This window comes from Pandoraea sp. LA3 (assembly GCF_022696215.1).
Taxonomy (GTDB): Bacteria; Pseudomonadota; Gammaproteobacteria; order Burkholderiales; family Burkholderiaceae; genus Pandoraea; species Pandoraea capi.
The window spans coordinates 39,065-61,756 of sequence record NZ_PTPY01000022.1 but is presented as its reverse complement, the minus strand read 5'-3'; the positions used below and the strand labels follow the sequence as shown (position 1 = coordinate 61,756).

Here is a 22,692-nt window from a genome sequence, read left to right as displayed (position 1 = left end):
CCTCCGGGGAACGTGGCCGATGCCGCAGTCGATGCCGCAGTCGATGCATGAGCGACGGACCACGGAGGTGGCATGGAGGTAGTCTACACAGCACTGATCCTGCTGTTCGTGGTGGCGCTGACCGGCGTGCTGGTCAGCTTCGTCAGATTCCTGCCCGTACCGCTCGTGCAGATCGCCGTGGGCGCCGCGCTCGCTTACCCGGGCGCGGGGCTGCACATCGATCTCGACCCCGAGATATTCTTCCTGCTGTTCATCCCCCCGCTGCTCTTCGCCGATGGCTGGCGCATGCCCAAACGCGAGTTCTGGCACCTGCGGGTGCCGATCGTCGCGATGGCGCTCGGCCTCGTGATCTTCACGGTGCTCGGCGTGGGGTACTTCATCCACTGGATGATCCCGTCGATTCCGCTCGCTGTGGCGTTCGCGCTTGGCGGCGTGCTCTCACCGACCGATGCCGTGGCCGTCTCCGCCCTCACCGGGCGCATGCGCATGCCCACCCGGCTCATGCACGTGCTCGAAGGCGAGGCGATGATGAACGACGCGTCGGGTCTCGTCGCGTTCAAGTTCGCGCTGGTGGCGGCGATGACCGGGGTTTTCTCCATCGGCAACGCCACGTTCTCCTTCTTCGTGATCGCACTGGGCGGCCTGCTCGCCGGGTGGGCCGTGACGTGGCTCTTCACACAATTCCATCGCCGCGTGATGGACGCCTCGACGGAAGAGCCCGCCACCATCGTGCTGCTTCTGCTGCTTATGCCGTTCGCGGCCTATCTGCTGGCGGAACACTTCGGTTTCTCGGGGATTCTGGCGGCCGTGGCCGCCGGCATGACCGTGAGTTCGACCGACCTGCTCAATACCCGCACCGCCACGCGCATTCTCGGCAATGGCGTGTGGTCGATGCTCGAATTCGTGTTCAACGGCGCGGTGTTCGTGCTGCTCGGGCTGCAATTGCCGGATATCGTGCGCGCGGCGCTGCGTCCGAGCGAGCATCTGTGGGGCACGTTCGTGAATCTGGGCGAGCTGATGTTCTACGTCGGCGCGATCTCGGCGGTGCTGATCGTGCTGCGCTTTTGCTGGGTGTGGGCGGCGTGGCGCGTGATGTATTTCCTCGGCATGCGTCGTGGCGAAATCACGATGAAGCCGGGCATCCGCTTTACCGGTGTGACGGCGCTCTCGGGCGTGCGTGGCGCCGTGACGCTGGCCGGTGCGCTTTCGGTACCGCTGGCGTTGCCGAGCGGTGCGCCGTTTCCGGGGCGCGATCTGCTGATCTTCCTCGCAGCCGGTGTGATTCTGCTGTCGCTCATTGGCGGCAGTCTTGGTTTGCCGGTCTTGCTGCGCGGCGTGCGCTGGCCGGTCGAAGACCCGCGCAATCGTGAGATGGGCGAGGCGCGGCTGGCGGCGTCGGAGGCGGCGATTCGGGCCGTCGAATCATTGCAGAAGGTGATCGCCAAGTCGGGAGATGAGCTGGACACGGCCGTGTGTGCGGAAGCCGCCGCGCGGGTGATGGGGCGCTACCGTCGCTCGCTCAATGCGTCGACGGCGACCGACGAGATGCGCGAGCGCGCCGTGCGCGAGGTCGAAGTCGAGCGTCGCCTGCGGGCGGCGGCGTTGCAGGCGGAGCGCGTGGAGTTGTCGCGGCTGCGCATCACGCATCGCATCAACGACGAGACGCTGCGCGAACTGCTCAGCGAGATCGATTTTGCAGAACTCGCCCTGGGTCCGGTCGATCCGGCCACGGGCAAGCGCAAGAAGAGCAAGAAGCACTGACAGGCACTGGCAAGCGCTGGCATGCACCGGCGGCGCGATTCATGCCGGGCCGGATGCGAAAGCGCGAGGCGCCGGGGTAACGGGAGGAAGAACGATCATGGAATGTCCGTTTTGCGCCGGTGACGGCGGTGAAGTCTTGTGGCGCGATCCGGTGTTGCGCGTGGTGCTGGCCAACGAGGCTGGCTATCCCGGCTTCGCCCGGGTGATCTGGCACGACCACGTGGCGGAGATGAGCGATCTGCCGCAAGCCGCGCGCGAGCATGTGATGCGTGCGGTGTTTGCCGTCGAGACGGCACAACGTACGGTGATGTCGCCGCACAAGGTCAACGTCGCGAGTCTGGGCAATATGGTGCCGCACGTGCACTGGCATGTGATTCCTCGCTATCGCGACGACATCCACTTCCCGGGCTCGGTCTGGAGCGCGCCGCAACGCGAGGTGTCGCCGGCGGTGCTCGCTGAGCGCGCGGCGTGGCTGCCCGCGCTGCGTGAGGCCGTCGTGGCAGAATTGGAGCGAATTCCCGGGTGGCCGGCGTAGGTTTCGCGAAGCCCGTCGGCATGACCGCTGACGCCTGAGCGGCTATACTGCCCGCCGATATGTCGTATCCGTCATCTCCTGAATCACATGACGGACGGCACAAGGCGCTGCACAAGGTTCCGCCGGCAGGCGCCGCGACCGAATTTTCTGGAGCAAGACCATGGCTGGGCTGGAGAAAGACACGCCGATTCCCGTTTCCCTGACGCTGCATCGCGCATCCAAGGTGCTGGAACTCGGTTACGAAGACGGCAAGACCTATCGCCTGCCGTTCGAATTGCTGCGCGTGCTCTCGCCCTCGGCGGAAGTGCGCGGTCACGGGCCGGGGCAGGAGACGCTGCAAACCGGCAAGCGTGACGTCACGCTCAACGGCCTGGAGCCGATCGGCAATTACGCGGTGCGTCCCGTTTTTTCGGACGGTCACGACACCGGCATCTATTCGTGGGACTTCCTCTATGAGTTGTGCGTGCGTCAGGACGCACTGTGGCAGGAATATCTGGACAAGCTCGCGGCGGCGGGTGTCGATCGCGACACGCCGATGCCGTCGCCTGCTGCCGGTGGCTGCCACCATCATTGAGCCCCCGAGCAGGGCGCGCGCCTGAGTGTGCGCCCGCTTACCTGATTTTGGAGATGTGCAATGGGTGATCAGACCCACTTCGGTTACGAGACCGTCGACGAGAAGGAAAAGGCCGGTAAGGTCGCGGAAGTGTTTCATTCCGTCGCCAGCAAGTACGACGTCATGAACGACCTGATGTCCGGCGGCCTGCATCGTATCTGGAAGGCGTTCACGATCGGTCGCGCGGCCGTGCGCCCCGGCTTCAAGGTGCTCGATATCGCCGGCGGCACGGGCGATCTCTCGAAGGCCTTTGCCCGCGCGGCCGGCCCGACCGGCGAAGTGTGGCATACCGACATCAACGAATCGATGCTGCGCGTGGGCCGCGACCGTCTGCTCGACGACGGCATCGTCACGCCGTCACTGCTGTGCGACGCCGAGAAGCTGCCGTTCCCGTCGAATTATTTCGACGTGGTCACCGTGGCGTTCGGGCTGCGCAACATGACGCACAAGGATGCGGCGCTGGCGGAAATGCGCCGCGTGATCAAGCCGGGCGGCAAGGTCATGGTGCTGGAGTTCTCGAAAGTCTGGCAGCCGCTGGAGAAGGCGTACGACGCCTATTCGTTCAAGGTGCTGCCGTGGCTCGGATCGCGTATCGCGGGCGATGCGGACAGCTACCGCTATCTGGCCGAATCGATTCGCATGCACCCGGACCAGGAAACGCTCAAGTCGATGATGGAAGATGCGGGACTCGAGCGCGTCGAATATCACAATATGACCGCCGGTGTGGTGGCCCTGCACATCGGCCGCAAGTTCTGAGTACACACTCACTTAGCTGAGCGTACCGGCCAGACAAGTCGCCCCGGATCGCGGAAGGTTTCCGTGCCGGGGCGTTTTGTTTGCCAAACCCTAAGTACAAGCTAATTTTGCTGTGGCAGAATCGCCCCTCGCCTTATCCGGTTTCAGTACGTAAAAAGCGGCTGAACCATTTGGGTTGGCGTCTGTCAGTAGATGGCAACCTATAACTCCACGGAGAGACCAGAACGATGTTCCAGTTCCTGAAAAACAAGCTGTTGTTGGGCGTTGTGGCCGGCGTAGTGGCGGTCGGCATGACGATCGCGGACGCTGACGCCAAGCGCGTTGGCGGCGGCCGGAGCATCGGCAAGCAGTCCAACACCGTGACGCAACGTCAGGCAACGCCGCAACAGCCGGCGCAAGCCGCCCCGGGCGCAGCCCCGAATCAGGCAGCCCCGGCTGCCGCCGGCGCAGGTGCCGCCGGTGCAGGTGCGGCAGCCGCCGCCAAACCGGCCAACCGCTGGCTCGGACCGATCGCCGGTCTGGCTGCCGGTCTCGGTATCGCCGCACTGTTGTCGCACTTCGGTATGGGCGGTGCGTTCGCGAGCATGATGGCCAACGTCATCATCATCGCGTTGATCGCCTTCGCCGTGATGTGGCTCATCCGCCGGTTCCGCGGCAACAAGTCGCAGTCGCAGACGCCGGCCTATGCTGGCGCGGGCAACGACGCATCGTCGAACAATTCGCTGCGTCAGTCGTGGGATAACCAATCGTCCCAATCGTCGGGCCAGCAAGCACCGCAGCCTTACCAGACGGGCGCTTCGGCCGTGCCGGCCGCCGCAGGTGCTGTGGCCGGTGCCGCCGCCGCCGAGTCGTTCGGCGTGCCGGCCGGTTTCGACACCGAAGGTTTCCTGCGCAGCGCCAAGGTGTACTTCAACCGTCTGCAAGCCGCCTGGGACAAGGGCGATCAGGCCGACATCAACGAGTTCACCACGCCGCAGATGTTTGCGGAAATCAAGATGGACCTCGAAGAGCGCGGCAAGTCGACCAACCGTACGGACGTCGTGCAACTGGACGCCGAACTGCTGGGTATCGAGCAGTCGACGAGCGAGTACATGGCAAGCGTTCGCTTCTCGGGCCTGATCCGCGAGTCGGAAGGCGCCGCCGCCGAGCCGTTCAACGAGGTGTGGAACCTGACCAAGCCGGTGACCGGTAACGGTGGCTGGGTGCTCGCCGGGATTCAGCAGCTCAGCTAAGCTGGCGACGTTTTTGCCGTAACCTGCCTTACAATGAGAGCCCGCGTTTGAAGCGCGGGCTCTTTTGTTTTTGCCGTCCGAAGGTTGTTGCCGGGCGGCGTCTTTCGGTGCGACCGGTGTTCTGCGCCGGCCGGCCGCCAAGCTCATGACCGTAGCCGCCAAAGCCTTTGCCGCCACCGTGAACCATTTGCTTGCCCGGGAACCCTGGGCACGCGACCGTCTGCGCCATCACATCGGCGCCTCCGCCCGGCTGGCCATGTCGGCAATCGACCTGCGCCTGCGCGTGGGCGACGACGGCTATCTCGCCGCCGCCGAGGCCAACTTCCCCTGCGATGTCAGCATCTCGGTGCCCCCGGCGGCGCTGGCCGACTTTGCGGGCGGCGGGCAGGCGGCTGTGATGCGCCACGTCAAGATCGAGGGCGACGCCGAATTCGCCAACACCGTGTCGTATCTCGCCCAGCATCTGCGCTGGGAGGTCGCCGAGGACCTGAGCAAGGTCATTGGCGACGCCGCAGCGCATCGCGTGACCGAGACGGGCAAGGCGGCCGTCGCGGGCGCACGTCGCACCGGTGGCACGCTAGCGCGTTCGCTGGCCGACTTCCTCGTGGAAGAGAACCCGATGCTCGTGGCACGCCCGCGCCTCGACACGATGCGCGCTGACATCAGCACGTTGCGTGACGATCTGGCGCGACTCGAAAAGCGTATCGAGAAGCTGGAACGTCAGGCGACGCCGGCGTCCCGCACTACCGGAGGCCGCTGACCGATGCGTCTTCTGCGTCTCATCAAGATTTTCTTCGTCTGCTATCGATATGGTCTCGACGAACTGGTGCTTTCGAGCATTCCCCATCCTTTCGCGCGCGGACTGCTGCGCGTGCTCTCGTTCGGACGCAGTGGCCTGAAGGCGCCGCGTGGCGAACGCCTGCGACTGGCGCTTGAATCGCTGGGACCGATCTTCGTGAAGTTCGGGCAGGTGCTGTCGACGCGTCGCGATCTGATGCCGCCGGACATCGCCCAGGAACTCGCCCGTTTGCAGGATCAGGTGCCGCCGTTCGATCCGCAGGTGGCGCACGCGAGCATCGAGAAGTCGCTGGGGCGCCCGCTCGACGACGTGTTCGTGGAGTTCGAACGCATGCCGGTGGCGAGCGCGTCGATCGCACAGGTGCATTTCGCACGAATTCGCCATGGCGAGCATGCGGGCAAGGAAGTCGCGGTCAAGGTGCTGCGACCGAACATGCTCGGAGTGATCGACAGCGATCTGGCACTCATGCGCGATCTGGCGGGCTGGGTGGAGCGGTTGTGGCCGGACGGCAAGCGCCTGAAGCCGCGTGAGGTCGTGGCCGAGTTCGACAAGTATCTGCACGACGAACTCGATCTGATGCGTGAAGCCGCCAATGCCGCGCAGCTTCGCCGCAATTTCATCGACTCCGGCATGCTGATGGTCCCGGAAATCTATTGGGAATACAGCTCCAGCTCGGTACTCGTGATGGAGCGCATGCACGGCGTGCCGATCAGCCAGATCGAGGTGCTGCGCGAGGCGGGCGTCGATCTGAAGAAGCTGGCGCGCGAAGGCGTCGAGATCTTTTTCACGCAGTTCCTGCGCGACGGCTTCTTCCACGCAGACATGCACCCGGGCAACATTCTGGTCAGCCTCGACCCCGCAACGTTCGGTCGCTACATCGCGCTCGATTGCGGCATCGTCGGGGCATTGTCCGAATTCGACAAGAACTACCTGGCGCAGAACTTCCTCGCGTTCTTCCGTCGAGACTATCACCGGGTGGCGTCGCTGCATCTGGAGTCGGGGTGGGTGCCGCCGGACACGCGTGTGGAGGAGCTCGAAGGGGCGATTCGTGCGGTGTGCGAGCCGTACTTCGATCGTCCGCTCAAGGAGATTTCGCTGGGGCTGGTGCTGATGCGGCTGTTCCAGACGTCGCGCCGCTTCAACGTCGAGATTCAGCCGCAACTCGTGTTGCTGCAAAAGACGCTGCTCAATATCGAAGGGCTGGGGCGTCAGCTCGATCCGGATCTGGATCTGTGGAAGACCGCCAAGCCGTTCCTGGAGCGCTGGATGGCCGAGCAGATCGGGCCGCGCGGATGGCTTGAACGTCTGAAGGCCGAGGCGCCGCAATGGAGCAAGACGATGCCGCAGTTGCCGCGTCTCATCCATCAGGCACTGGCCGCGCATGCCCGGCCGCAGGACGACACGCTGCTGCTCGCGCTGCTTCAGGAGCAGCGTCGTACGAATCGGCTGCTGACCGGCGCTTTCTGTCTGGTCGGCGGGATCTCCATCGGTGTACTCGCGGCGTTCGTCTGGTTGTATAGCTGATTCGGTGAGCCGCTGACCAGGCGGCGATTGGCAAGGCCTTTGGGCGCAGCAAGGTGCGAAGACAAGATGAACGACAAGATTCATGACCGGGCGGGCGATAGAACGCACGACCAATCACGCAACCAGGCGCACGACCAGTCGCGCGACAGAAAGCCCGGCGCCGAGGCGGGCAAGGTCCCATCGTTCGCCAGTCGCGATCCGTCCCGTGCGGAATTCTGGGACGAGCGTTTCGCCAGCGCGTTCATGCCGTGGGATGCGGCCGGTGTGCCGAAAGCGTTGCAGGACTTCGTCGCGGGCGAGGGTGCACCGCGCGCCACGCTGATTCCGGGCTGTGGCGCGGCGTACGAAGCCGCGTGGCTCGACGCGCAGGGCTGGCCGGTGCGGGCCATCGACTTTTCGCCGGTGGCGGTCGAATCGGCCAAAGCGCAACTGGGTGCTCGCGCGTCGCTCGTCGAACAGGCGGACTTTTTCACCTACATGCCACCCTTCACGCCCGACGTGGTCTACGAACGGGCTTTTCTCTGCGCATTACCGCGCACGCTCTGGCAGGGCTACGCACAACGCATGGCGCAATTGCTGCCGTCGGACGCGCGGCTGGCCGGGTTCTTCTTTCTCCGGGAGACGCCGAAGGGGCCGCCGTTCGGCATCGCTCGCGACGCGCTCGACGCCTTGCTTGCCCCCCACTTCGTCTGCGAGGACGACCGGCTTGTCGACGATTCGGTACCGGTTTTCGCCGGTGCGGAACACTGGATGGTCTGGCGGCGTCGTTGAGCCGGGGATTTATGACTTTTTTCCCCGCGGGTCTCTCGCGCCGCTATAATCGGCCCAAAATTTTTTCGCCAGGTGGCAAAAACGGGCGCCCCCGAGCGCTGAATCGCATCAGCCCCGTCATGCTCGACCTGATTTTCTGTTGCCCGGAAGGCTGCGGCCCAAGGCGGGGTTTCGTTGGCTTGCGTGGCGGCGCCATGCGCGCGGATGGCCTCCGCCACTGACGAACCCGGCCGGAGACCGTTGCCCTGGGGCTTGGCTGGGGCCGCGTTATGCTGATCTGGTTTGTCATTCTGTATTGGGTCATTTCGGTGGCCATCGGGCTGTTGGCCGCCCTCAAGGTCCGCAATACCAAGGATTTCACCGTCGCCGGCCGCCGTCTGCCGTATGGCATGGTCGTGGCCGTCGTGTTCGCGACCTGGTTCGGCTCGGAAGCCGTGCTCGGCATTCCGGCTACCTTCATCGGCGAAGGGTTGCGCGGCGTGGTCGCCGATCCGTTCGGTTCGTCGATGTGTCTGGTTCTCGTGGGCCTGTTCTTCGCCCGCAAGCTGTATCGCATGAACCTCATGACGATCGGCGACTTCTACAAGCTCAAGTACAACCGCACCGTCGAAGTGGTAACGTCGATCGCTATCGTGATCTCGTACCTCGGCTGGGTCGGCGCGCAGATCAAGGCGCTCGGTCTGGTGTTCCACACGGTCTCGGGTGGCGCGATGTCCGAGCCGATGGGCATGGTCATCGGCGCGGTCTCGGTGCTCGCCTACACGCTGCTCGGTGGCATGATCTCGGTGGCCGTGACCGACTTCATCCAGATGATCATCATCGTCGTGGGGCTGGTGTATATCGCTGTGGTGGTGTCGGGCCTGGTGCCGGGCGGGGCGGAGGCCGTGATCGCGCATGCCGCGTCAGCCGGCAAGTTCGTGTTCCTGCCCGAGATGAATCCGGCGGACGTCCTGGCCTTCATCGCGGCGGGCGTCACCATGATGTTCGGGTCGATTCCGCAGCAGGACGTGTTCCAGCGCGTGATGTCGTCGAAGTCGGAGAACATCGCCGTGTCCGGTTCGGTGACCGGCGGCGTGCTCTACTTCTTCTTCACGTTCATTCCGATTTTCCTCGCCTACTCGGCGCTGCTGATCGCGCCGTCGATGGTGAACAAGTACATCGGTACCGATCCGCAGCAGATCCTGCCGCAGTTGGTGCTCACCAGCGTGCCGATCGTCGCGCAGGTGATGTTCTTCGGCGCACTGCTCTCGGCCATCAAGAGCTGCGCATCGGCCACGCTGCTCGCGCCGTCGGTGACGTTCGCGGAGAACATCATCCGTCCGATGCTCAAGGGCCGGATCGACGACAAGCACCTGCTGCGCCTGATGCGCATCGTCGTGCTGTGCTTCACGGCGCTGGTGCTCGTGTATGCGCTGAACTCGAAGGCGTCGATCTTTCAGATGGTCGAGAGCGCCTACAAGGTCACGCTGGTGTGCTGCTTCGTGCCGCTGGCGTTCGGTCTGTACTGGAAGCGCTCCAGCTCGCTGGGTGGCACGCTGGCCGTGTTCTTCGGGCTGATCGTGTGGATCGCCTGCGAAGCGCTGGCTCCGGACGCGCTGGTGCCGCCGCAACTGGCCGGTCTGCTGGCATCGATTGCGGGGATGGTCGTGGGCTCGCTGCTGCAACCGGCTTCCGAGCGCGGTCAAACGCCGGAGCAGCAGGTCTCGACGATCTGAGGGTGTCTGGCGGGTGAGCGCTTGCTCGCTCGCTTGGGCGCGTTATTTCGCGATTGACGATCTGAACGTCGACAAGGAAAGGGCGGCCGCGGCCGTCCTTTGCCGTTCATGGCGGGGCGGGTGACGCCGGATGCGGTAACGTCCAGCCTTGATCTTGCGCATCGCCAACCCCATATATCACCGTACAAATCCCGAAAGCCTTGTGAAGCGGTTATAATTCAAGGCTTTGCGCGCCTTTTTCCGTCGGAAAGAATCATGCCTATCTATGCCTATCGTTGCGAAACATGCGGTTTCGCGAAGGATGTGCTGCAAAAAATGAGCGACGATCCGCTCTCCCAGTGCCCCGAATGCGGCAAGGACACGTTTCGCAAGCAGGTCACCGCGGCCGGGTTCCAGCTCAAGGGCTCGGGATGGTATGTGACCGATTTCCGCGGCGGTTCGGGCGGCGCGAGTGCGACGGCCTCCGGCCCGGCGGCTTCGGCCCCGGCGGCGTCCGGCGAGAGCGCTGCATCGGCATCGGCTTCCTCGGCCGCTTCGTCCGCCTCGTCCGGTTCTGGCGGCGAGTCGTCGAGCGCGCCGGCAGCAAGCTGCGGCGGCGGTTGCGCCTGCCACTGAGCCCGATTGCAAGACCTGACGTGCCGGACGGTTTGTCCGACACGTCATCAGTACCCGATAGTATTCAGTACCGCTTTCACGTTTCGCCTGCTGACCCAGTCGCCGCCCCACATTCGCGAGTCCTGCCATGAGCGTCAAAAAACCCGCGTTGAAGACGATTTTCCTCACCGGCCTGCTGGTGCTGGTGCCGCTTGCCATCACGCTTTGGGTGCTGGGCCTGATCATCGGCACGATGGATCAGACCCTGTTGTTGCTGCCCGACGAATGGCAGCCGTCGCGCCTGCTCGGCATGCGCGTGCCGGGCTTCGGCGTGGTGGTTACGCTCGCGTTCGTGTTCGTGGTCGGCCTTCTGGCGCATAATTTCATCGGTCAGAAGCTGGTCGGCTGGTGGGAAGCCATTCTGACGCGCATTCCCATCGTTGGACCCTTGTACGGCAGCGTCAAGCAGGTCTCCGACACTTTGCTTTCGAGCAACGGCAACGCGTTTCGCAAGGCGTTGCTCGTGCGGTATCCGCACGGAGAATCCTGGACCATCGCCTTCCTGACCGGCGCGCCGGGCGGCGACGTGGTCAATCACTTGCAGGGCGAGTACGTGAGCGTTTATGTCCCGACGACGCCGAACCCGACGTCAGGTTTCTTCCTGATGATGAAGGCGAGCGACGTCATCGAACTCGACATGACGGTCGATGCCGCACTGAAGTACATCGTATCGATGGGCGTGGTGGCGCCCGCCCACAACCCGCGCCAGCAACGTCCCGGTCCGCTCCTTTGAGTCACCGGGATCTGTCGACGCCATTTTTTGAAAATCGGAACAGCAAAATGTCCATGCGTACCTCCTACTGCGGTCTGGTGACCGAGCAACAACTGGGCCAAACGGTCAAGCTTTGTGGCTGGGTCAATCGCCGCCGTGATCACGGCGGGGTCATCTTCATCGACCTGCGCGATCGCGAGGGTCTGGTGCAGGTCGTGTGCGATCCGGACCGCGCGGAGATGTTCAAGGCCGCCGAAGGCCTGCGCAATGAGTTCTGCGTGCAGATCACGGGCCTGGTGCGCAGCCGTCCGGCCGGCACCGAGAACGCCAACCTGACGAGCGGCAAGATCGAAGTGCTCTGCCACGAACTCCAGGTGCTCAACCCGTCGGTCACGCCCCCGTTCCAGCTCGACGACGAAAACCTGTCGGAAACCACGCGTCTCACGCATCGCGTGCTGGACCTGCGTCGTCCGCAAATGCAATACAACCTGCGCCTGCGTTACAAGGTGGCGATGGAAGTGCGCAAGTATCTCGACGCGCAAGGCTTCATCGACATCGAAACGCCGATGCTCACGAAGAGCACCCCGGAAGGCGCCCGCGACTACCTCGTGCCGTCGCGTGTGAATGCCGGCATGTTCTTCGCGCTGCCGCAGTCGCCGCAGTTGTTCAAGCAGTTGCTGATGGTGGCGGGCTTCGATCGTTACTACCAGATCACCAAGTGCTTCCGCGACGAAGACCTGCGTGCCGACCGTCAGCCGGAATTCACGCAGATCGACTGCGAAACCTCGTTCCTCTCGGAGCAGGAAATCCGCGATCTGTTCGAGAACATGGTGCGTCACGTGTTCAAGGAAGCCATCGACGTTGATCTCGACGCGAAGGTGCCGGTCATGGAATACGCAGAAGCCATGCGCCGCTTCGGTTCGGACAAGCCGGACCTGCGCGTGAAGCTCGAATTCACCGAGCTGACCGACGTGATGGGCGACGTGGACTTCAAGGTGTTCTCGGTGCCGGCCACGACCGAAGGCGGCCGTGTGGTCGCCCTGCGCGTGCCGGGTGGCGCCGAGATCTCGCGTAGCGAAATCGATGCCTACACCGACTTCGTGAAGATCTACGGCGCGAAGGGTCTGGCCTGGATCAAGGTCAACGAAGTGGCCAAGGGTCGCGACGGTCTGCAAAGCCCGATCGTGAAGAACCTGCACGACGCCGCGATCGCTTCGATCCTCGAGCGCACCGGTGCGCAAGACGGCGACATCATTTTCTTCGGCGCCGACAAGGCCAAGGTCGTCAACGACGGTATCGGCGCGCTGCGTCTGAAGATCGGTCACTCGGAATTCGGCAAGACCCACGGCCTGTTCGAAGCCGGCTGGCGTCCGCTGTGGGTGGTCGACTTCCCGATGTTCGAGTACGACGAGGAAGACGCCCGCTGGGTGGCCTGCCATCACCCGTTCACGAGCCCGAAGGACGAGCACATCGACTACCTCGAGACCGACCCGGGCAAGTGCCTGGCAAAGGCCTACGACATGGTGCTCAACGGCTGGGAAATCGGCGGCGGGTCGGTTCGTATCTTCCAGGAAGAAGTGCAGAGCAAGGTGTTCCGTGCCCTCAAGCTGGGTGAGGAAGAAGCCCGTGCCAAGTTCGGCTTCCTGCTCGACGCGCTGCAATACGGTGCGCCTCCGCACGGCGGTATCGCCTTCGGTCTGGATCGCGTCATCACGATGATGGCCGGTGCCGACTCGATCCGCGACGTGATCGCCTTCCCGAAGACGCAACGTGCGCAGGATCTGCTCACGCAAGCGCCGTCGGCTGTGGACGAGCGTCAACTGCGCGACCTGCACATCCGCCTGCGTCAGACCGAAGCGCCGAAGGCGTAAGGGATCCGCATGCGCGACTGAGCGTGCCGGGACGAAGGTGCCGGCATTGCGCGCAAGGTCGTATCGAAACCCCCTCTGCCGCAAGGCGAGGGGGTTTTGCTTTTTCGGGACGGCGATATGTCGTGCCGCCATTATCTTGCGGGTGCGCGCTCCGCAACGTCCTGCATGCCCTATACAATGCATCATCGTTGTCATCGCCGCATGAACCCGGTTGCCTGCATGAAGCCCTTCAAGATTCCCGAATCCGTACTCGTCGTGATCTATACGCCGGCGCTCGACGTGCTGCTCATCGAACGCGCCGACGCCGGGAATTTCTGGCAATCGGTTACCGGCAGCAAGGATCAGCTCGACGAGCCGCTGGCCGAGACGGCCGCGCGCGAGGTGTTCGAGGAGACGGGCATCCGTGTCGCGAACGGCACGGTGGTGCCCGAGACGGCGCTGACCGACTGGCATCATCAGATTCAATACAACATCTACCCGCGCTGGGCGCATCGCTACGCGCCGGGGGTCACACGCAACACCGAGCATTGGTTCGGGCTTTGCGTGCCGGAAAATACCGTCGTCACGCTCTCGCCGCGTGAACACGTCGATCATGTGTGGTTGCCGTGGGAGCAAGCTGCCGCGCGTTGTTTCTCGCCGTCGAACGGCGACGCGATCCGGCAGTTACCGCAGCGGGTTCGTCAACGTTCCGTCAGCAGTTAATTCGTCGTCCTTATCGATCCTAGCGATCTTAGCGAGTTGAACGAGCGCCGATGAGCAAGTACCTGCCGTTCTCACACGACAATCGACTGGCGCTGCTCTATCACGGTGAGAACTACTTCACCGCCCTCATTGCCGCCATCGACGATGCGAAGCACGATGTCGCGCTCGAGACGTATATCTTCGAGGCGGACGATGCCGGAGAGAACGTGTCGGCGGCATTGCGGCGAGCGGCGGAGCGCGGCGTGAAGGTGAGGTTGATCACGGACGGCGTCGGCACCAGCCGCCGTTTGCCGTACATCGAGTCCTGGCACGAGTGCGGGGTCATGCATCGTGTCTACAACCCGCATCTGTTCGGCAAGTTCGGCTTCTCGCGCACGCATCGGAAGATGGCGGTCGTAGATCATGTGATGGCGTTCGTTGGCGGCATCAACATCATCGACGACTACAACGGCGGTGGCGGCGTGCGCATGGACGAGCCACGCTGGGATTTTGCGGTGCAGTGCCGCGGCCCGGTGGTGGCGGAGATCGCGCTGGCGTTTCATATCCAGTGGATGCGTCTGGCGCCAGGGTATCTGGGCACGCCGTTCCGTCATCGCCGTCGCGGGCTTCGGGGGCGTTTGCATGCGCCTTACGTGGGCCAGGCGGCCTTCGTCGCGCGTGACAATCTCCACAATCGCCGGGCGGTCGAGAAGGCCTATCTAATGGCGTTGGGACGGGCGCGTCACGAGGTCTGGCTCGCCAATCCGTATTTCGTGCCGGGTAGACGCCTGCGGCGTGCGCTGACGCAGGCGGCGCGGCGCGGGGTGGCCGTGCACCTGCTCATCGGCCGTAAGGAATTCCGCCTGCTCGATACCGCCGTGCCGTGGTTGTACGCCAAGCTGCTCGACGCCGGCGTGCGTATCGGCGAGTACGACATGCGGCAACTGCACGGCAAGGTGGCCGTCGTGGACGATGTCTGGGCGACGGTCGGGTCGTCGAATCTCGATGCTTTGTCCCTTTTTCTGAATCACGAAGCCAACGTGGTCGTGCTCGACGATCCGGTCGTCATCCAGTTGCGCGATCACATCCGGCAAGCGTTTGCCGAGGCGCGTCAGATCGACCCGGCCCGCTACGGCGAGCGCTCGCGCTGGCGCCGTTTTCGCCAGTGGGCTGCCTACCGGCTCTACCGCCTCGCAATGAAGGTCCTCACGCGCGGTAAGTACGACTGAGCGGCAAGTGGGCGGCTGTGCGTCCCCATCGGACCGGGCTCACTGTTCACCCGTCCCCGCCGGCCCCCTACGGCACGCGCCGCCTATACCTCCGAGATGACGCCATTTTGACGTCCGGCCCTTGTCCGGAGGCCCGCGCGCGCCTGTCTGTCCGTCAATACCGATTAGGTATTCCGATCTAATAAATTCCTTGTGACGCCATGGACGTTTCCCAATAATAGGACGGCCGTTCGATTTTTTGGTTAGCATCGGAGAACGGATAACCAAAGCGATGCAAAACATATGCGTAAGGGTGAACAGACACGTGCCGCGATCCTGAATGCCGCGCTGGAACTGGCGGGGCGGGATGGGCTTGAAGGGCTGACGATCGGCTTGCTGGCCGATCGTATGCAAATGAGCAAGAGCGGCGTCTTCGCGCACTTCGGATCGCGTGAGGATTTGCAGATCGAGGTGCTGATGGAATACCACCGGCGCTTCGAAGAAGAAGTGTTCGCTCCGAGCATGGAAGCGTCGCGCGGCTTGCCGCGACTCAGAGCGCTGGTGGATCGCTGGATGGACAAGCGCATTCGCGAAGTGACGACGGGCTGCATCTATATCAGCGGTGCCGTCGAGTACGACGATCGCGCGGCCAGTCCGGTGCGTGAAGCCCTGGTAAAGAGCGTGCGGTTATGGCGATCGGCCCTGCTGCGCGCGATTACGCAAGCGAAGGAGGAGGGACATCTGCGTGCGGACACCGATCCGCGTCTGATGCTCTTCGAAATGTATAGCCTGACACTCGGCCTGCACCACGACGCGCGTTTCCTTCGGGAGCCCGGCGCCGTCGAAATGACCCGGGTGGCACTGGAAAAACTGATTTCGTCTTATCAGCGCGGGTGAGGCGCGAGCCGTCCGCGATTCGATTCGATTTGTTCGGAGGAGAAGGTCATGGGACAGTACAACGCGCCGCTGCGCGACATGCAATTCGTGATGCACGAACTGCTGGGCGTGGAAAACGAATTGAAGGCGATGCCGAAGCACGCGGAGATCGATGCCGACACCATCAATCAGGTGCTCGAAGAAGCCGGCAAGTTCTGTAGCGAAGTGATCTTCCCGCTCAATCAGGTGGGCGATCGCGAAGGCTGCAAATACGAAGGCGACGGTGTCGTCACCACGCCGACGGGCTTCAAGGCGGCCTATCAGCAATATGTCGAAGCCGGCTGGCCGTCGCTGGCCTGCGATCCGGAGTTCGGCGGGCAGGGACTGCCGCAGGTCGTGAACAACGCCCTGTACGAAATGCTGAACTCGGCCAATCAGGCGTGGACGATGTACCCGGGCCTGTCGCACGGCGCCTACGAGTGTCTGCACGCGCACGGTACCCCCGAACAGCAAGCCACCTATCTGCCGAAGATCGTCTCGGGCGAATGGACGGGCACGATGTGCCTGACCGAGCCGCACTGCGGCACCGACCTGGGCATGCTGCGCACGAAGGCCGAGCCGAACGGCGACGGCTCGTACGCCATCTCCGGCACCAAGATCTTCATCTCGGCGGGCGAGCACGACATGGCCGCCAACATCGTTCACCTCGTGCTGGCGCGTCTGCCGGATGCCCCGCCGGGAACGAAGGGCATCTCGCTGTTCGTCGTGCCGAAGTTCATCCCCGACGCCAACGGCGCACCGGGTGAACGTAACGGCATCAAGTGCGGCTCCATCGAACACAAGATGGGCATCCACGGCAACGCCACCTGCGTGATGAACCTCGATGGCGCGAAGGGCTGGCTCGTCGGCGAGCCGAACAAGGGCCTGAATGCCATGTTCGTGATGATGAACGCCGCACGTCAGGGCGTGGGCATGCAAGGCATGGGCCTCACCGAAGTCGCTTATCAGAACTCGCTGGTGTACGCGAAGGAGCGCATCCAGATGCGCTCGCTCACCGGTCCGAAGGCACCGGACAAGCCGGCCGATCCGATCATCGTGCATCCGGACGTGCGCCGCATGCTGCTCACGCAAAAGGCCTATGTGGAAGGCGGTCGCGCTTTCTCCTACTGGACCGCGCTGCACATCGACAAGGAACTCTCGCACGGCGACGAAGCCGAGCGTAAGGAAGCCGCCGATCTGGTCGCGCTGCTCACGCCGATCATCAAGGCCTTCCTGACGGACAACGCGTTCGAGTCGACGAACCACGCCATGCAGATTTACGGCGGTCACGGGTTCATCTCTGAGTGGGGCATGGAACAGTACGTGCGCGATGCGCGCATCAACATGATCTACGAAGGCACCAACTCGATTCAGGCGCTCGACCTGCTCGGGCGCAAGGTGCTCGGCGACATGGGCGCGAAGCTCAAGAAGTTCGGCAAGCTGGTGCAGGACTTCGTCGAAGCCGAAGGTACGAAGGAAGAGATGCAGGAGTTCATCAATCCGCTCGCGGATATCGGTGACAAGGTCCAGAAGCTGACGATGGAAATCGGCATGAAGGCGATGGCCAATCCGGACGAAGTGGGTGCGGCCTCGGTGCCGTATCAGCGCGTGGTCGGTCATCTCGTGTTTGCCTACTTCTGGGCGCGCATGGCACGTATCGCGCTCGACAAGCAAGGTAGCGGCGACAAGTTCTACGCGTCGAAGCTCGCGACGGCGCGGTTCTACTTTGCCAAGCTGCTGCCCGAGACCGCGTCGCAAATCCGCATGGCCCGTGCCGGTGCGAAGACGCTGATGGAAGTCGACGTCGACCTGTTCTGAGAGCGGAGGAGATTACCGTGAGCCAAACCAACAAACCCCTGGTCGTACGCAAGGTCGCCGTGCTGGGCGCCGGCGTGATGGGCGCGCAGATCGCCGCGCACCTCGTCAACGCGAAAGTGCCCGTCGTGCTGTTCGATCTGCCGGCCAAGGAAGGTCCGAAGAACGGCATCGTCACGCGCGCCGTCGACGGCCTGAAGAAGCTGAGCCCCGCGCCGTTCGCCGACAAGGCCGACGCGCAATTCATCGAAGCCGCGAACTACGAGGACGATCTCGAGAAGCTCGCCGGCTGCGATATCGTGATCGAAGCCATCGCCGAGCGCATGGACTGGAAGCACGACCTGTACAAGAAGGTCTCGCCGCATCTGGCCAAGCACGCCATTTTCGCGTCGAACACGTCGGGCCTGTCGATCACCGAACTCTCGGAAGGCTTCGACGCCGACCTGAAGTCGCGCTTCTGCGGCGTGCACTTCTTCAATCCGCCGCGCTACATGCATCTGGTCGAGCTGATTCCGACCGCAACCACCGAGCCGGCGATTCTCGATCAACTCGAAACGTTCCTCACGTCCACGCTTGGCAAGGGGGTTGTGCGCGCGAAGGACACGCCGAACTTCATCGCCAACCGTGTCGGCGTCTTCTCGATTCTGGCGGTGTTCGCCGAAGCGCAGAAGTACGGCATTCCGTTCGATGTCGTCGACGATCTGACCGGCAGCAAGCTGGGCCGCGCCAAATCGGCCACGTTCCGCACGGCCGACGTGGTCGGGCTCGACACGATGGCGCACGTCATCAAGACGATGCAGGACGGCCTGAAGGACGATCCGTTCGCACCGACGTACGCCACGCCGCCCGTGCTCAAGGCACTGGTGGAAAAGGGCGCGCTGGGGCAGAAGACAGGCGCCGGTTTCTACAAGAAGGACGGCAAGGTCATCAAGGTGCTCGACCCGCAATCGGGCGAGTATGTCGAGTCGGGCAAGAAGGCCGACGAGATGGTCGTGCGCATTCTGAAGAAGGCGCCGGCCGAGCGTCTGCGTCTGCTGCGTGAATCGACGAATCCGCAGGCGCAGTTCCTGTGGGCCGTGTTCCGCGACGTCTTCCATTACATCGGCGTGTATCTGGAGCAGATCGCCGACAATGCCCGCGAAGTCGATTTCGCGATTCGCTGGGGCTTTGGCTGGACCACGGGGCCGTTCGAAGATTGGCAAGCTGCCGGTTGGAAGGATATCGCGCAGTGGGTGCAGGAAGACATCGATGCGGGCAAGGCCCTGTCGAACGCACCGCTGCCCAAGTGGGTGACGAGCGGCAAGGTGGCCGACGCCGGTGGCGTGCATACGGCTGAGGGCTCGTATAACCCCGCCAAGGATGCTTTCGTGCCGCGCAGCAAGCTGCCGGTGTACCAGCGTCAGGTGTTCCCGGCATCGCTCGTGGGCGACGGCAGCGCGGATCCGCGCAAGTTCGGCAAGACCATCGAAGAAAACGACGCCGTGCGGCTGTGGGTCGACGAGACGCCGGGACAGGACGACGTGCTGATCGTCTCGTTCAAGACGAAGATGAACACCATCGGGCCGGACGTCATCGACGGTCTGACCCGCGCCATCGATCTGGCCGAGCAGCAGTATCGCGGTGTGGTCGTATGGCAGCCGACGTCGCTCAAGCTGGGCGCGCCGGGCGGTCCGTTCTCCGCAGGCGCCGATCTGGAAGCGGCCATGCCCGCCTTCATGATGGGCGGCGCGAAGGGTATCGAGCCGTTCATCAAGAAATTCCAGGACGGCATGATGCGCGTGAAGTACGCGCAGGTGCCGGTCGTCTCCGCCGTGTCGGGCATCGCCTTGGGCGGTGGCTGCGAACTGTTGCTGCATAGCGCCAAGCGTGTGGCGGCGCTGGAGAGCTACATCGGTCTGGTGGAAGTCGGCGTGGGCCTCGTGCCGGGCGGCGGCGGGCTGAAGGAAGCCGCGATTCGCGCGGCCGAAGCGGCCACGGCGGCGGGCAGCGTCCAGTATCTCCAGTTCGTGACGAAGTCGTTCACCAATGCCGCGATGGCGAAGGTCTCGGCCTCGGCGATCGACGCCCGCGACATGGGTTATCTGAAGCCGTCCGACACCATCGTCTACAACGTGCACGAGTTGCTGTCGGTCGCTCGCAACGAGGCGCGTGCGCTCTCGCTCGCCGGCTACCGTGCGCCGCTCAAGCCGGCCGGCATTCCGGTCGCCGGACGCTCGGGCGTGTCGACGATCAAGGCGTCGCTCGTGAACATGCGTGACGGCAACTTCATCTCGGCGCACGACTTCCTGATCGCCACGCGCATTGCCGAAGCCGTGTGCGGCGGTGACGTGGAAGCGGGTAGCCTCGTGAACGAGGAATGGCTGCTGGCGCTGGAGCGTCGCGCCTTCATCGAACTGCTGGGCACGTCGAAGACCCAGGAACGCATCATGGGCATGCTGCAAACCGGCAAGCCGGTGCGCAACTAAGCCGATCGGAGACTGACATGAGCAAACAACTGCAAGACGCCTACATCGTTGCCGCCACCCGTGCGCCGATCGGCAAGGCTCCCAAGGGCAGCTACAAGAACACGCGTCCGGACGATCTGCTCGCGACCATCCTCAAGAGCGCGCTGTCCCAGGTGCCGGATCTCGATCCGAAGGTTATCGAAGACGCGATCATCGGCTGTGCGATCCCCGAAGCCCAGCAAGGCCTGAACGTCGCCCGTATCGGTGCGCTGCTCTCCGGCCTGCCGAATACCGTGGGCGGCGTGACCGTCAACCGTTTCTGCGCCTCGGGGCTGACCGCGCTGGCGATGGCCGCCGACCGCATCCGTGTGGGCGAAGCGGACGCGATGATCGCCGGGGGCATCGAAAGCATGAGCATGGTGCCGATGATGGGCAATACGCCGTCGCTCTCGCCGTCGATCTTCGAGCGTGACGAGAACGTGGGTATCGCCTACGGCATGGGGCTCACCGCGGAGAAGGTCGCGCAGCAGTGGGGCGTGACGCGCGATGCGCAGGACGCCTTCGCGCTTGCCTCGCACCAGAAGGCGATCAAGGCCCAGCAGGCCGGCGAGTTCACGAACGAGATCACGCCGATCGAGATCGTCGAACGTTTCCCGAATCTGGCGACGGGCGAAGTGTCGGTCAAGACGCGTACCCTTTCGCTCGACGAAGGTCCGCGTCCCGATACGTCCATCGAAGGGCTGGGCAAGCTGCGTCCGGTGTTCGCGAACAAGGGTTCGGTGACGGCAGGCAATAGCTCGCAAACGTCGGACGGCGCCGGTGCGCTGCTCGTGGTGAGCGAGAAGATCCTGAAGCAGTTCAACCTGACGCCGCTCGCGCGTTTCGTGTCGTTCGCCGTGCGCGGTGTGCCGCCCGAGATCATGGGCATCGGTCCGAAGGAAGCGATTCCGGCGGCGCTGCGTGCCGCGGGGCTGAGCCAGCAGGACATGGACTGGATCGAACTGAACGAAGCGTTCGCCGCACAGGCGCTCGCCGTCATCAAGGATCTGGATCTGGACACCAGCAAGGTCAACCCGATGGGCGGCGCGATTGCGCTGGGTCACCCGCTGGGCGCGACCGGTGCGATTCGCGCCGCGACCGTGGTGCATGCGCTGCGCCGTCACAACCTGAAGTACGGCATGGTGACGATGTGCGTGGGTACCGGCATGGGGGCTGCGGGCATCATCGAGCGTATGTAAGACAGGGGCACCGCGTGTTGCTGGTGCCCGGTTTTTACCCGCCCGATATCGAGGAGACATCAACGATGGAAGACGTACTGGTGCAGCGTCAGGGCGCGGTTCAGGTGCTGACGTTCAACCGCGCTCACAAGAAGAACGCGATCACCGCCGACATGTATCAAGCGCTTGCCGACGGCATCAACGATGCCGAGGCGGATGCGTCGCTGCGCGTGATCCTGATTCAGGGCCAGCCGGAAGCCTTCTCGGCCGGCAACGACCTTGAAGACTTCCTGAAGAACCCGCCGAAGGACGAAAGCGCGCCGGTGTTCCAGTTCCTGCGGGCGATCAGCCAGGCGAGCAAGCCGATCGTGGCTGCCGTGGCCGGGAATGCCGTGGGCGTGGGTACGACGCTGTTGCTGCATTGCGACGTGGTCTACGCGGCCGATTCGGCCCGTTTCTCGCTGCCGTTCTCACAACTGGCGCTGTGTCCGGAGGCAGCGTCGAGCTGGCTGCTGCCGCGTGTGGCAGGCTATCAGCGTGCGGCCGAAAAGCTGCTCTTCGGTGAGCCGTTCGATGTGAATGAGGCGGTCGCAATGGGGTTCGTCAATCGTGTCCTGCCGGCGGGCGAGCTGTTCGAGTATGCCGCCAGGCGTGCTGCGCAACTGGCGGCGATGCCCGCCGGGTCGCTGCGCGTGACCAAGCAGTTGATGAAGGCTGACGGCGCGCGTGACGTGCAGTCACGCATCGGCGAGGAGGGCGTGGAGTTCGCGAAGCGCCTGTTGTCGCCCGAAGCCCGTGAGGCCTTTACGGCCTTCTTCGAGAAGCGCAAACCGGATTTCAGCCAGTTTTCCTGACGTTCCGTACCTGAGCGCAAAAAACGCCGCACGTCTCGATTCGCGAGACGGCGGCGTTTTTCGTTGCGGGGCGTTGCCCGGGGTTCCGGAGAAGGGGCGGGCCTTCAGCCAGCGACGTCGAGCTTGGGCAGCGGACGCGGACGGCGGTCTTCGTCCGTTGCCACGTAGGTGACCATGGCCTCGGTGACTTTGACGATCTCGTGCGACAGGCGCATGCGCTGTGCGTACGCCTCGACATAGACGGTGATCGACGTATTGCCCGTCTTCACGATGGTGGCGTAAAAGCTGAGCAGATCGCCGACGAACACCGGCTCCTTGAACAGGAACGAATTGACGGCGATGGTGGCGACACGGCCGTTGGCGCGCTGTGCGGCGGGAATCGAACCGGCGATATCGACCTGCGACATGATCCAGCCGCCGAAGACGTCGCCATGGGCGTTGGCGTCGGCGGGCATCGGCATGACGCGCAATGCCAGTTCTTTTTCTTCGGGCAGGGCGGTGAGGGCAGGGGTCGGGGTGCTCATGTGGGTCCTTGATCGTGCGGGAAAGCTGCCCGGCGGGGGCGGTGCGCCGTTCCCCGGACGTTATCGGGGGCTCAGCAGGCGTCGCCGGGTT

20 protein-coding genes are annotated in these 22,692 nt (G+C 63.8%); 19 read left to right on the top strand and 1 reads right to left on the bottom strand.

Features of this window, described 5'->3' with window-relative positions; genetic code table 11:
* Positions 1–72: 72 nt before the first annotated feature.
* The 19 genes from C5N93_RS04585 (at position 73) to C5N93_RS04495 (ending at position 22,077) form a co-directional block, all read left to right on the top strand.
* Positions 73–1,761: a Na+/H+ antiporter gene (locus C5N93_RS04585; protein WP_069340055.1), complete on the top strand. Its 1,689-nt coding sequence runs from the start codon at positions 73–75 to the stop codon at positions 1,759–1,761.
* Positions 1,762–1,858: 97 nt separating this feature from the next.
* Positions 1,859–2,296, top strand: coding sequence for an HIT family protein (locus C5N93_RS04580; RefSeq protein ID WP_069340054.1), 438 nt, complete (start codon positions 1,859–1,861; stop codon positions 2,294–2,296).
* A 160-nt stretch (positions 2,297–2,456) separates the two neighbouring features.
* A complete protein-coding gene (locus C5N93_RS04575; RefSeq protein WP_069340053.1) occupies positions 2,457–2,870 on the top strand; it encodes a DUF971 domain-containing protein in 414 nt (137 codons plus the stop codon).
* A gap of 60 nt (positions 2,871–2,930) precedes the next feature.
* A complete protein-coding gene (gene ubiE, locus C5N93_RS04570; protein ID WP_069340052.1) occupies positions 2,931–3,665 on the top strand; it encodes a bifunctional demethylmenaquinone methyltransferase/2-methoxy-6-polyprenyl-1,4-benzoquinol methylase UbiE in 735 nt (244 codons plus the stop codon).
* A 227-nt stretch (positions 3,666–3,892) separates the two neighbouring features.
* Entirely contained in the window at positions 3,893–4,897 is a 1,005-nt protein-coding gene (locus tag C5N93_RS04565; RefSeq protein ID WP_242558425.1) for a Tim44-like domain-containing protein, read from the top strand.
* A gap of 145 nt (positions 4,898–5,042) precedes the next feature.
* Positions 5,043–5,657, top strand: a complete 615-nt coding sequence (locus C5N93_RS04560; protein WP_242558424.1) for an SCP2 sterol-binding domain-containing protein — start codon at positions 5,043–5,045, stop codon at positions 5,655–5,657.
* 3 nt (positions 5,658–5,660) lie between these two features.
* Positions 5,661–7,220 carry a ubiquinone biosynthesis regulatory protein kinase UbiB gene (gene ubiB / locus C5N93_RS04555; protein WP_150722029.1) on the top strand — a complete coding sequence of 520 codons (1,560 nt, stop codon included), beginning with the start codon at positions 5,661–5,663 and terminating at the stop codon, positions 7,218–7,220.
* 66 nt (positions 7,221–7,286) lie between these two features.
* Positions 7,287–7,991, top strand: a complete 705-nt coding sequence (locus C5N93_RS04550) for a methyltransferase domain-containing protein (RefSeq protein ID WP_242558423.1) — start codon at positions 7,287–7,289, stop codon at positions 7,989–7,991.
* 269 nt (positions 7,992–8,260) lie between these two features.
* Positions 8,261–9,706, top strand: coding sequence for a sodium:solute symporter family protein (locus C5N93_RS04545; RefSeq protein WP_242558422.1), 1,446 nt, complete (start codon positions 8,261–8,263; stop codon positions 9,704–9,706).
* Between the two features lie 255 nt (positions 9,707–9,961).
* The gene (locus tag C5N93_RS04540; protein ID WP_242558421.1) at positions 9,962–10,321 is read left to right on the top strand and encodes an FmdB family zinc ribbon protein; all 360 of its coding nucleotides are present in this window, start codon (positions 9,962–9,964) and stop codon (positions 10,319–10,321) included.
* 127 nt (positions 10,322–10,448) lie between these two features.
* Positions 10,449–11,093 carry a DUF502 domain-containing protein gene (locus tag C5N93_RS04535; protein ID WP_069340046.1) on the top strand — a complete coding sequence of 215 codons (645 nt, stop codon included), beginning with the start codon at positions 10,449–10,451 and terminating at the stop codon, positions 11,091–11,093.
* 47 nt (positions 11,094–11,140) lie between these two features.
* A complete protein-coding gene (gene aspS / locus C5N93_RS04530) occupies positions 11,141–12,943 on the top strand; it encodes an aspartate--tRNA ligase (RefSeq protein WP_242558420.1) in 1,803 nt (600 codons plus the stop codon).
* A 219-nt stretch (positions 12,944–13,162) separates the two neighbouring features.
* Positions 13,163–13,645 (top strand): dihydroneopterin triphosphate diphosphatase, encoded by a 483-nt coding sequence (gene nudB, locus C5N93_RS04525; protein WP_083253505.1) that lies wholly within the window; start codon positions 13,163–13,165, stop codon positions 13,643–13,645.
* Between the two features lie 50 nt (positions 13,646–13,695).
* Positions 13,696–14,853, top strand: coding sequence for a cardiolipin synthase ClsB (gene clsB / locus C5N93_RS04520; RefSeq protein ID WP_242558419.1), 1,158 nt, complete (start codon positions 13,696–13,698; stop codon positions 14,851–14,853).
* A 282-nt stretch (positions 14,854–15,135) separates the two neighbouring features.
* Positions 15,136–15,729, top strand: a complete 594-nt coding sequence (locus tag C5N93_RS04515; RefSeq protein ID WP_150722035.1) for a TetR/AcrR family transcriptional regulator — start codon at positions 15,136–15,138, stop codon at positions 15,727–15,729.
* 48 nt (positions 15,730–15,777) lie between these two features.
* On the top strand, positions 15,778–17,565 hold the full coding sequence (locus tag C5N93_RS04510; RefSeq protein WP_242558418.1) for an acyl-CoA dehydrogenase C-terminal domain-containing protein: 1,788 nt from the start codon (positions 15,778–15,780) through the stop codon (positions 17,563–17,565).
* A gap of 17 nt (positions 17,566–17,582) precedes the next feature.
* Positions 17,583–20,027: a 3-hydroxyacyl-CoA dehydrogenase/enoyl-CoA hydratase family protein gene (locus tag C5N93_RS04505; RefSeq protein WP_301232059.1), complete on the top strand. Its 2,445-nt coding sequence runs from the start codon at positions 17,583–17,585 to the stop codon at positions 20,025–20,027.
* A gap of 17 nt (positions 20,028–20,044) precedes the next feature.
* On the top strand, positions 20,045–21,244 hold the full coding sequence (locus C5N93_RS04500) for an acetyl-CoA C-acyltransferase (protein WP_069340041.1): 1,200 nt from the start codon (positions 20,045–20,047) through the stop codon (positions 21,242–21,244).
* Positions 21,245–21,309: 65 nt separating this feature from the next.
* Positions 21,310–22,077 carry an enoyl-CoA hydratase gene (locus tag C5N93_RS04495; protein WP_242558417.1) on the top strand — a complete coding sequence of 256 codons (768 nt, stop codon included), beginning with the start codon at positions 21,310–21,312 and terminating at the stop codon, positions 22,075–22,077.
* 104 nt (positions 22,078–22,181) lie between these two features.
* Here the strand turns inward: C5N93_RS04495 and C5N93_RS04490 are convergent, their stop codons facing one another.
* A complete protein-coding gene (locus C5N93_RS04490) occupies positions 22,182–22,601 on the bottom strand; it encodes an acyl-CoA thioesterase (RefSeq protein ID WP_150722038.1) in 420 nt (139 codons plus the stop codon).
* Between the last annotated feature and the right edge of the window lie 91 nt (positions 22,602–22,692).

Coding starts and splice junctions, on each gene's coding strand:
- C5N93_RS04560 (WP_242558424.1), top strand. CDS start 5,043: ATGACCGTAGCCGCCAAAGCCTTTGCCGCCACCGTGAACCATTTGCTT.
- C5N93_RS04540 (WP_242558421.1), top strand. CDS start 9,962: ATGCCTATCTATGCCTATCGTTGCGAAACATGCGGTTTCGCGAAGGAT.
- C5N93_RS04575 (WP_069340053.1), top strand. CDS start 2,457: ATGGCTGGGCTGGAGAAAGACACGCCGATTCCCGTTTCCCTGACGCTG.
- C5N93_RS04580 (WP_069340054.1), top strand. CDS start 1,859: ATGGAATGTCCGTTTTGCGCCGGTGACGGCGGTGAAGTCTTGTGGCGC.
- ubiE (WP_069340052.1), top strand. CDS start 2,931: ATGGGTGATCAGACCCACTTCGGTTACGAGACCGTCGACGAGAAGGAA.
- C5N93_RS04535 (WP_069340046.1), top strand. CDS start 10,449: ATGAGCGTCAAAAAACCCGCGTTGAAGACGATTTTCCTCACCGGCCTG.
- C5N93_RS04500 (WP_069340041.1), top strand. CDS start 20,045: ATGAGCAAACAACTGCAAGACGCCTACATCGTTGCCGCCACCCGTGCG.
- aspS (WP_242558420.1), top strand. CDS start 11,141: ATGTCCATGCGTACCTCCTACTGCGGTCTGGTGACCGAGCAACAACTG.
- C5N93_RS04490 (WP_150722038.1), bottom strand. CDS start 22,601: ATGAGCACCCCGACCCCTGCCCTCACCGCCCTGCCCGAAGAAAAAGAA.
- C5N93_RS04515 (WP_150722035.1), top strand. CDS start 15,136: ATGCGTAAGGGTGAACAGACACGTGCCGCGATCCTGAATGCCGCGCTG.
- C5N93_RS04510 (WP_242558418.1), top strand. CDS start 15,778: ATGGGACAGTACAACGCGCCGCTGCGCGACATGCAATTCGTGATGCAC.
- clsB (WP_242558419.1), top strand. CDS start 13,696: ATGAGCAAGTACCTGCCGTTCTCACACGACAATCGACTGGCGCTGCTC.
- nudB (WP_083253505.1), top strand. CDS start 13,163: ATGAAGCCCTTCAAGATTCCCGAATCCGTACTCGTCGTGATCTATACG.
- C5N93_RS04585 (WP_069340055.1), top strand. CDS start 73: ATGGAGGTAGTCTACACAGCACTGATCCTGCTGTTCGTGGTGGCGCTG.
- C5N93_RS04550 (WP_242558423.1), top strand. CDS start 7,287: ATGAACGACAAGATTCATGACCGGGCGGGCGATAGAACGCACGACCAA.
- C5N93_RS04545 (WP_242558422.1), top strand. CDS start 8,261: ATGCTGATCTGGTTTGTCATTCTGTATTGGGTCATTTCGGTGGCCATC.
- C5N93_RS04495 (WP_242558417.1), top strand. CDS start 21,310: ATGGAAGACGTACTGGTGCAGCGTCAGGGCGCGGTTCAGGTGCTGACG.
- C5N93_RS04565 (WP_242558425.1), top strand. CDS start 3,893: ATGTTCCAGTTCCTGAAAAACAAGCTGTTGTTGGGCGTTGTGGCCGGC.
- ubiB (WP_150722029.1), top strand. CDS start 5,661: ATGCGTCTTCTGCGTCTCATCAAGATTTTCTTCGTCTGCTATCGATAT.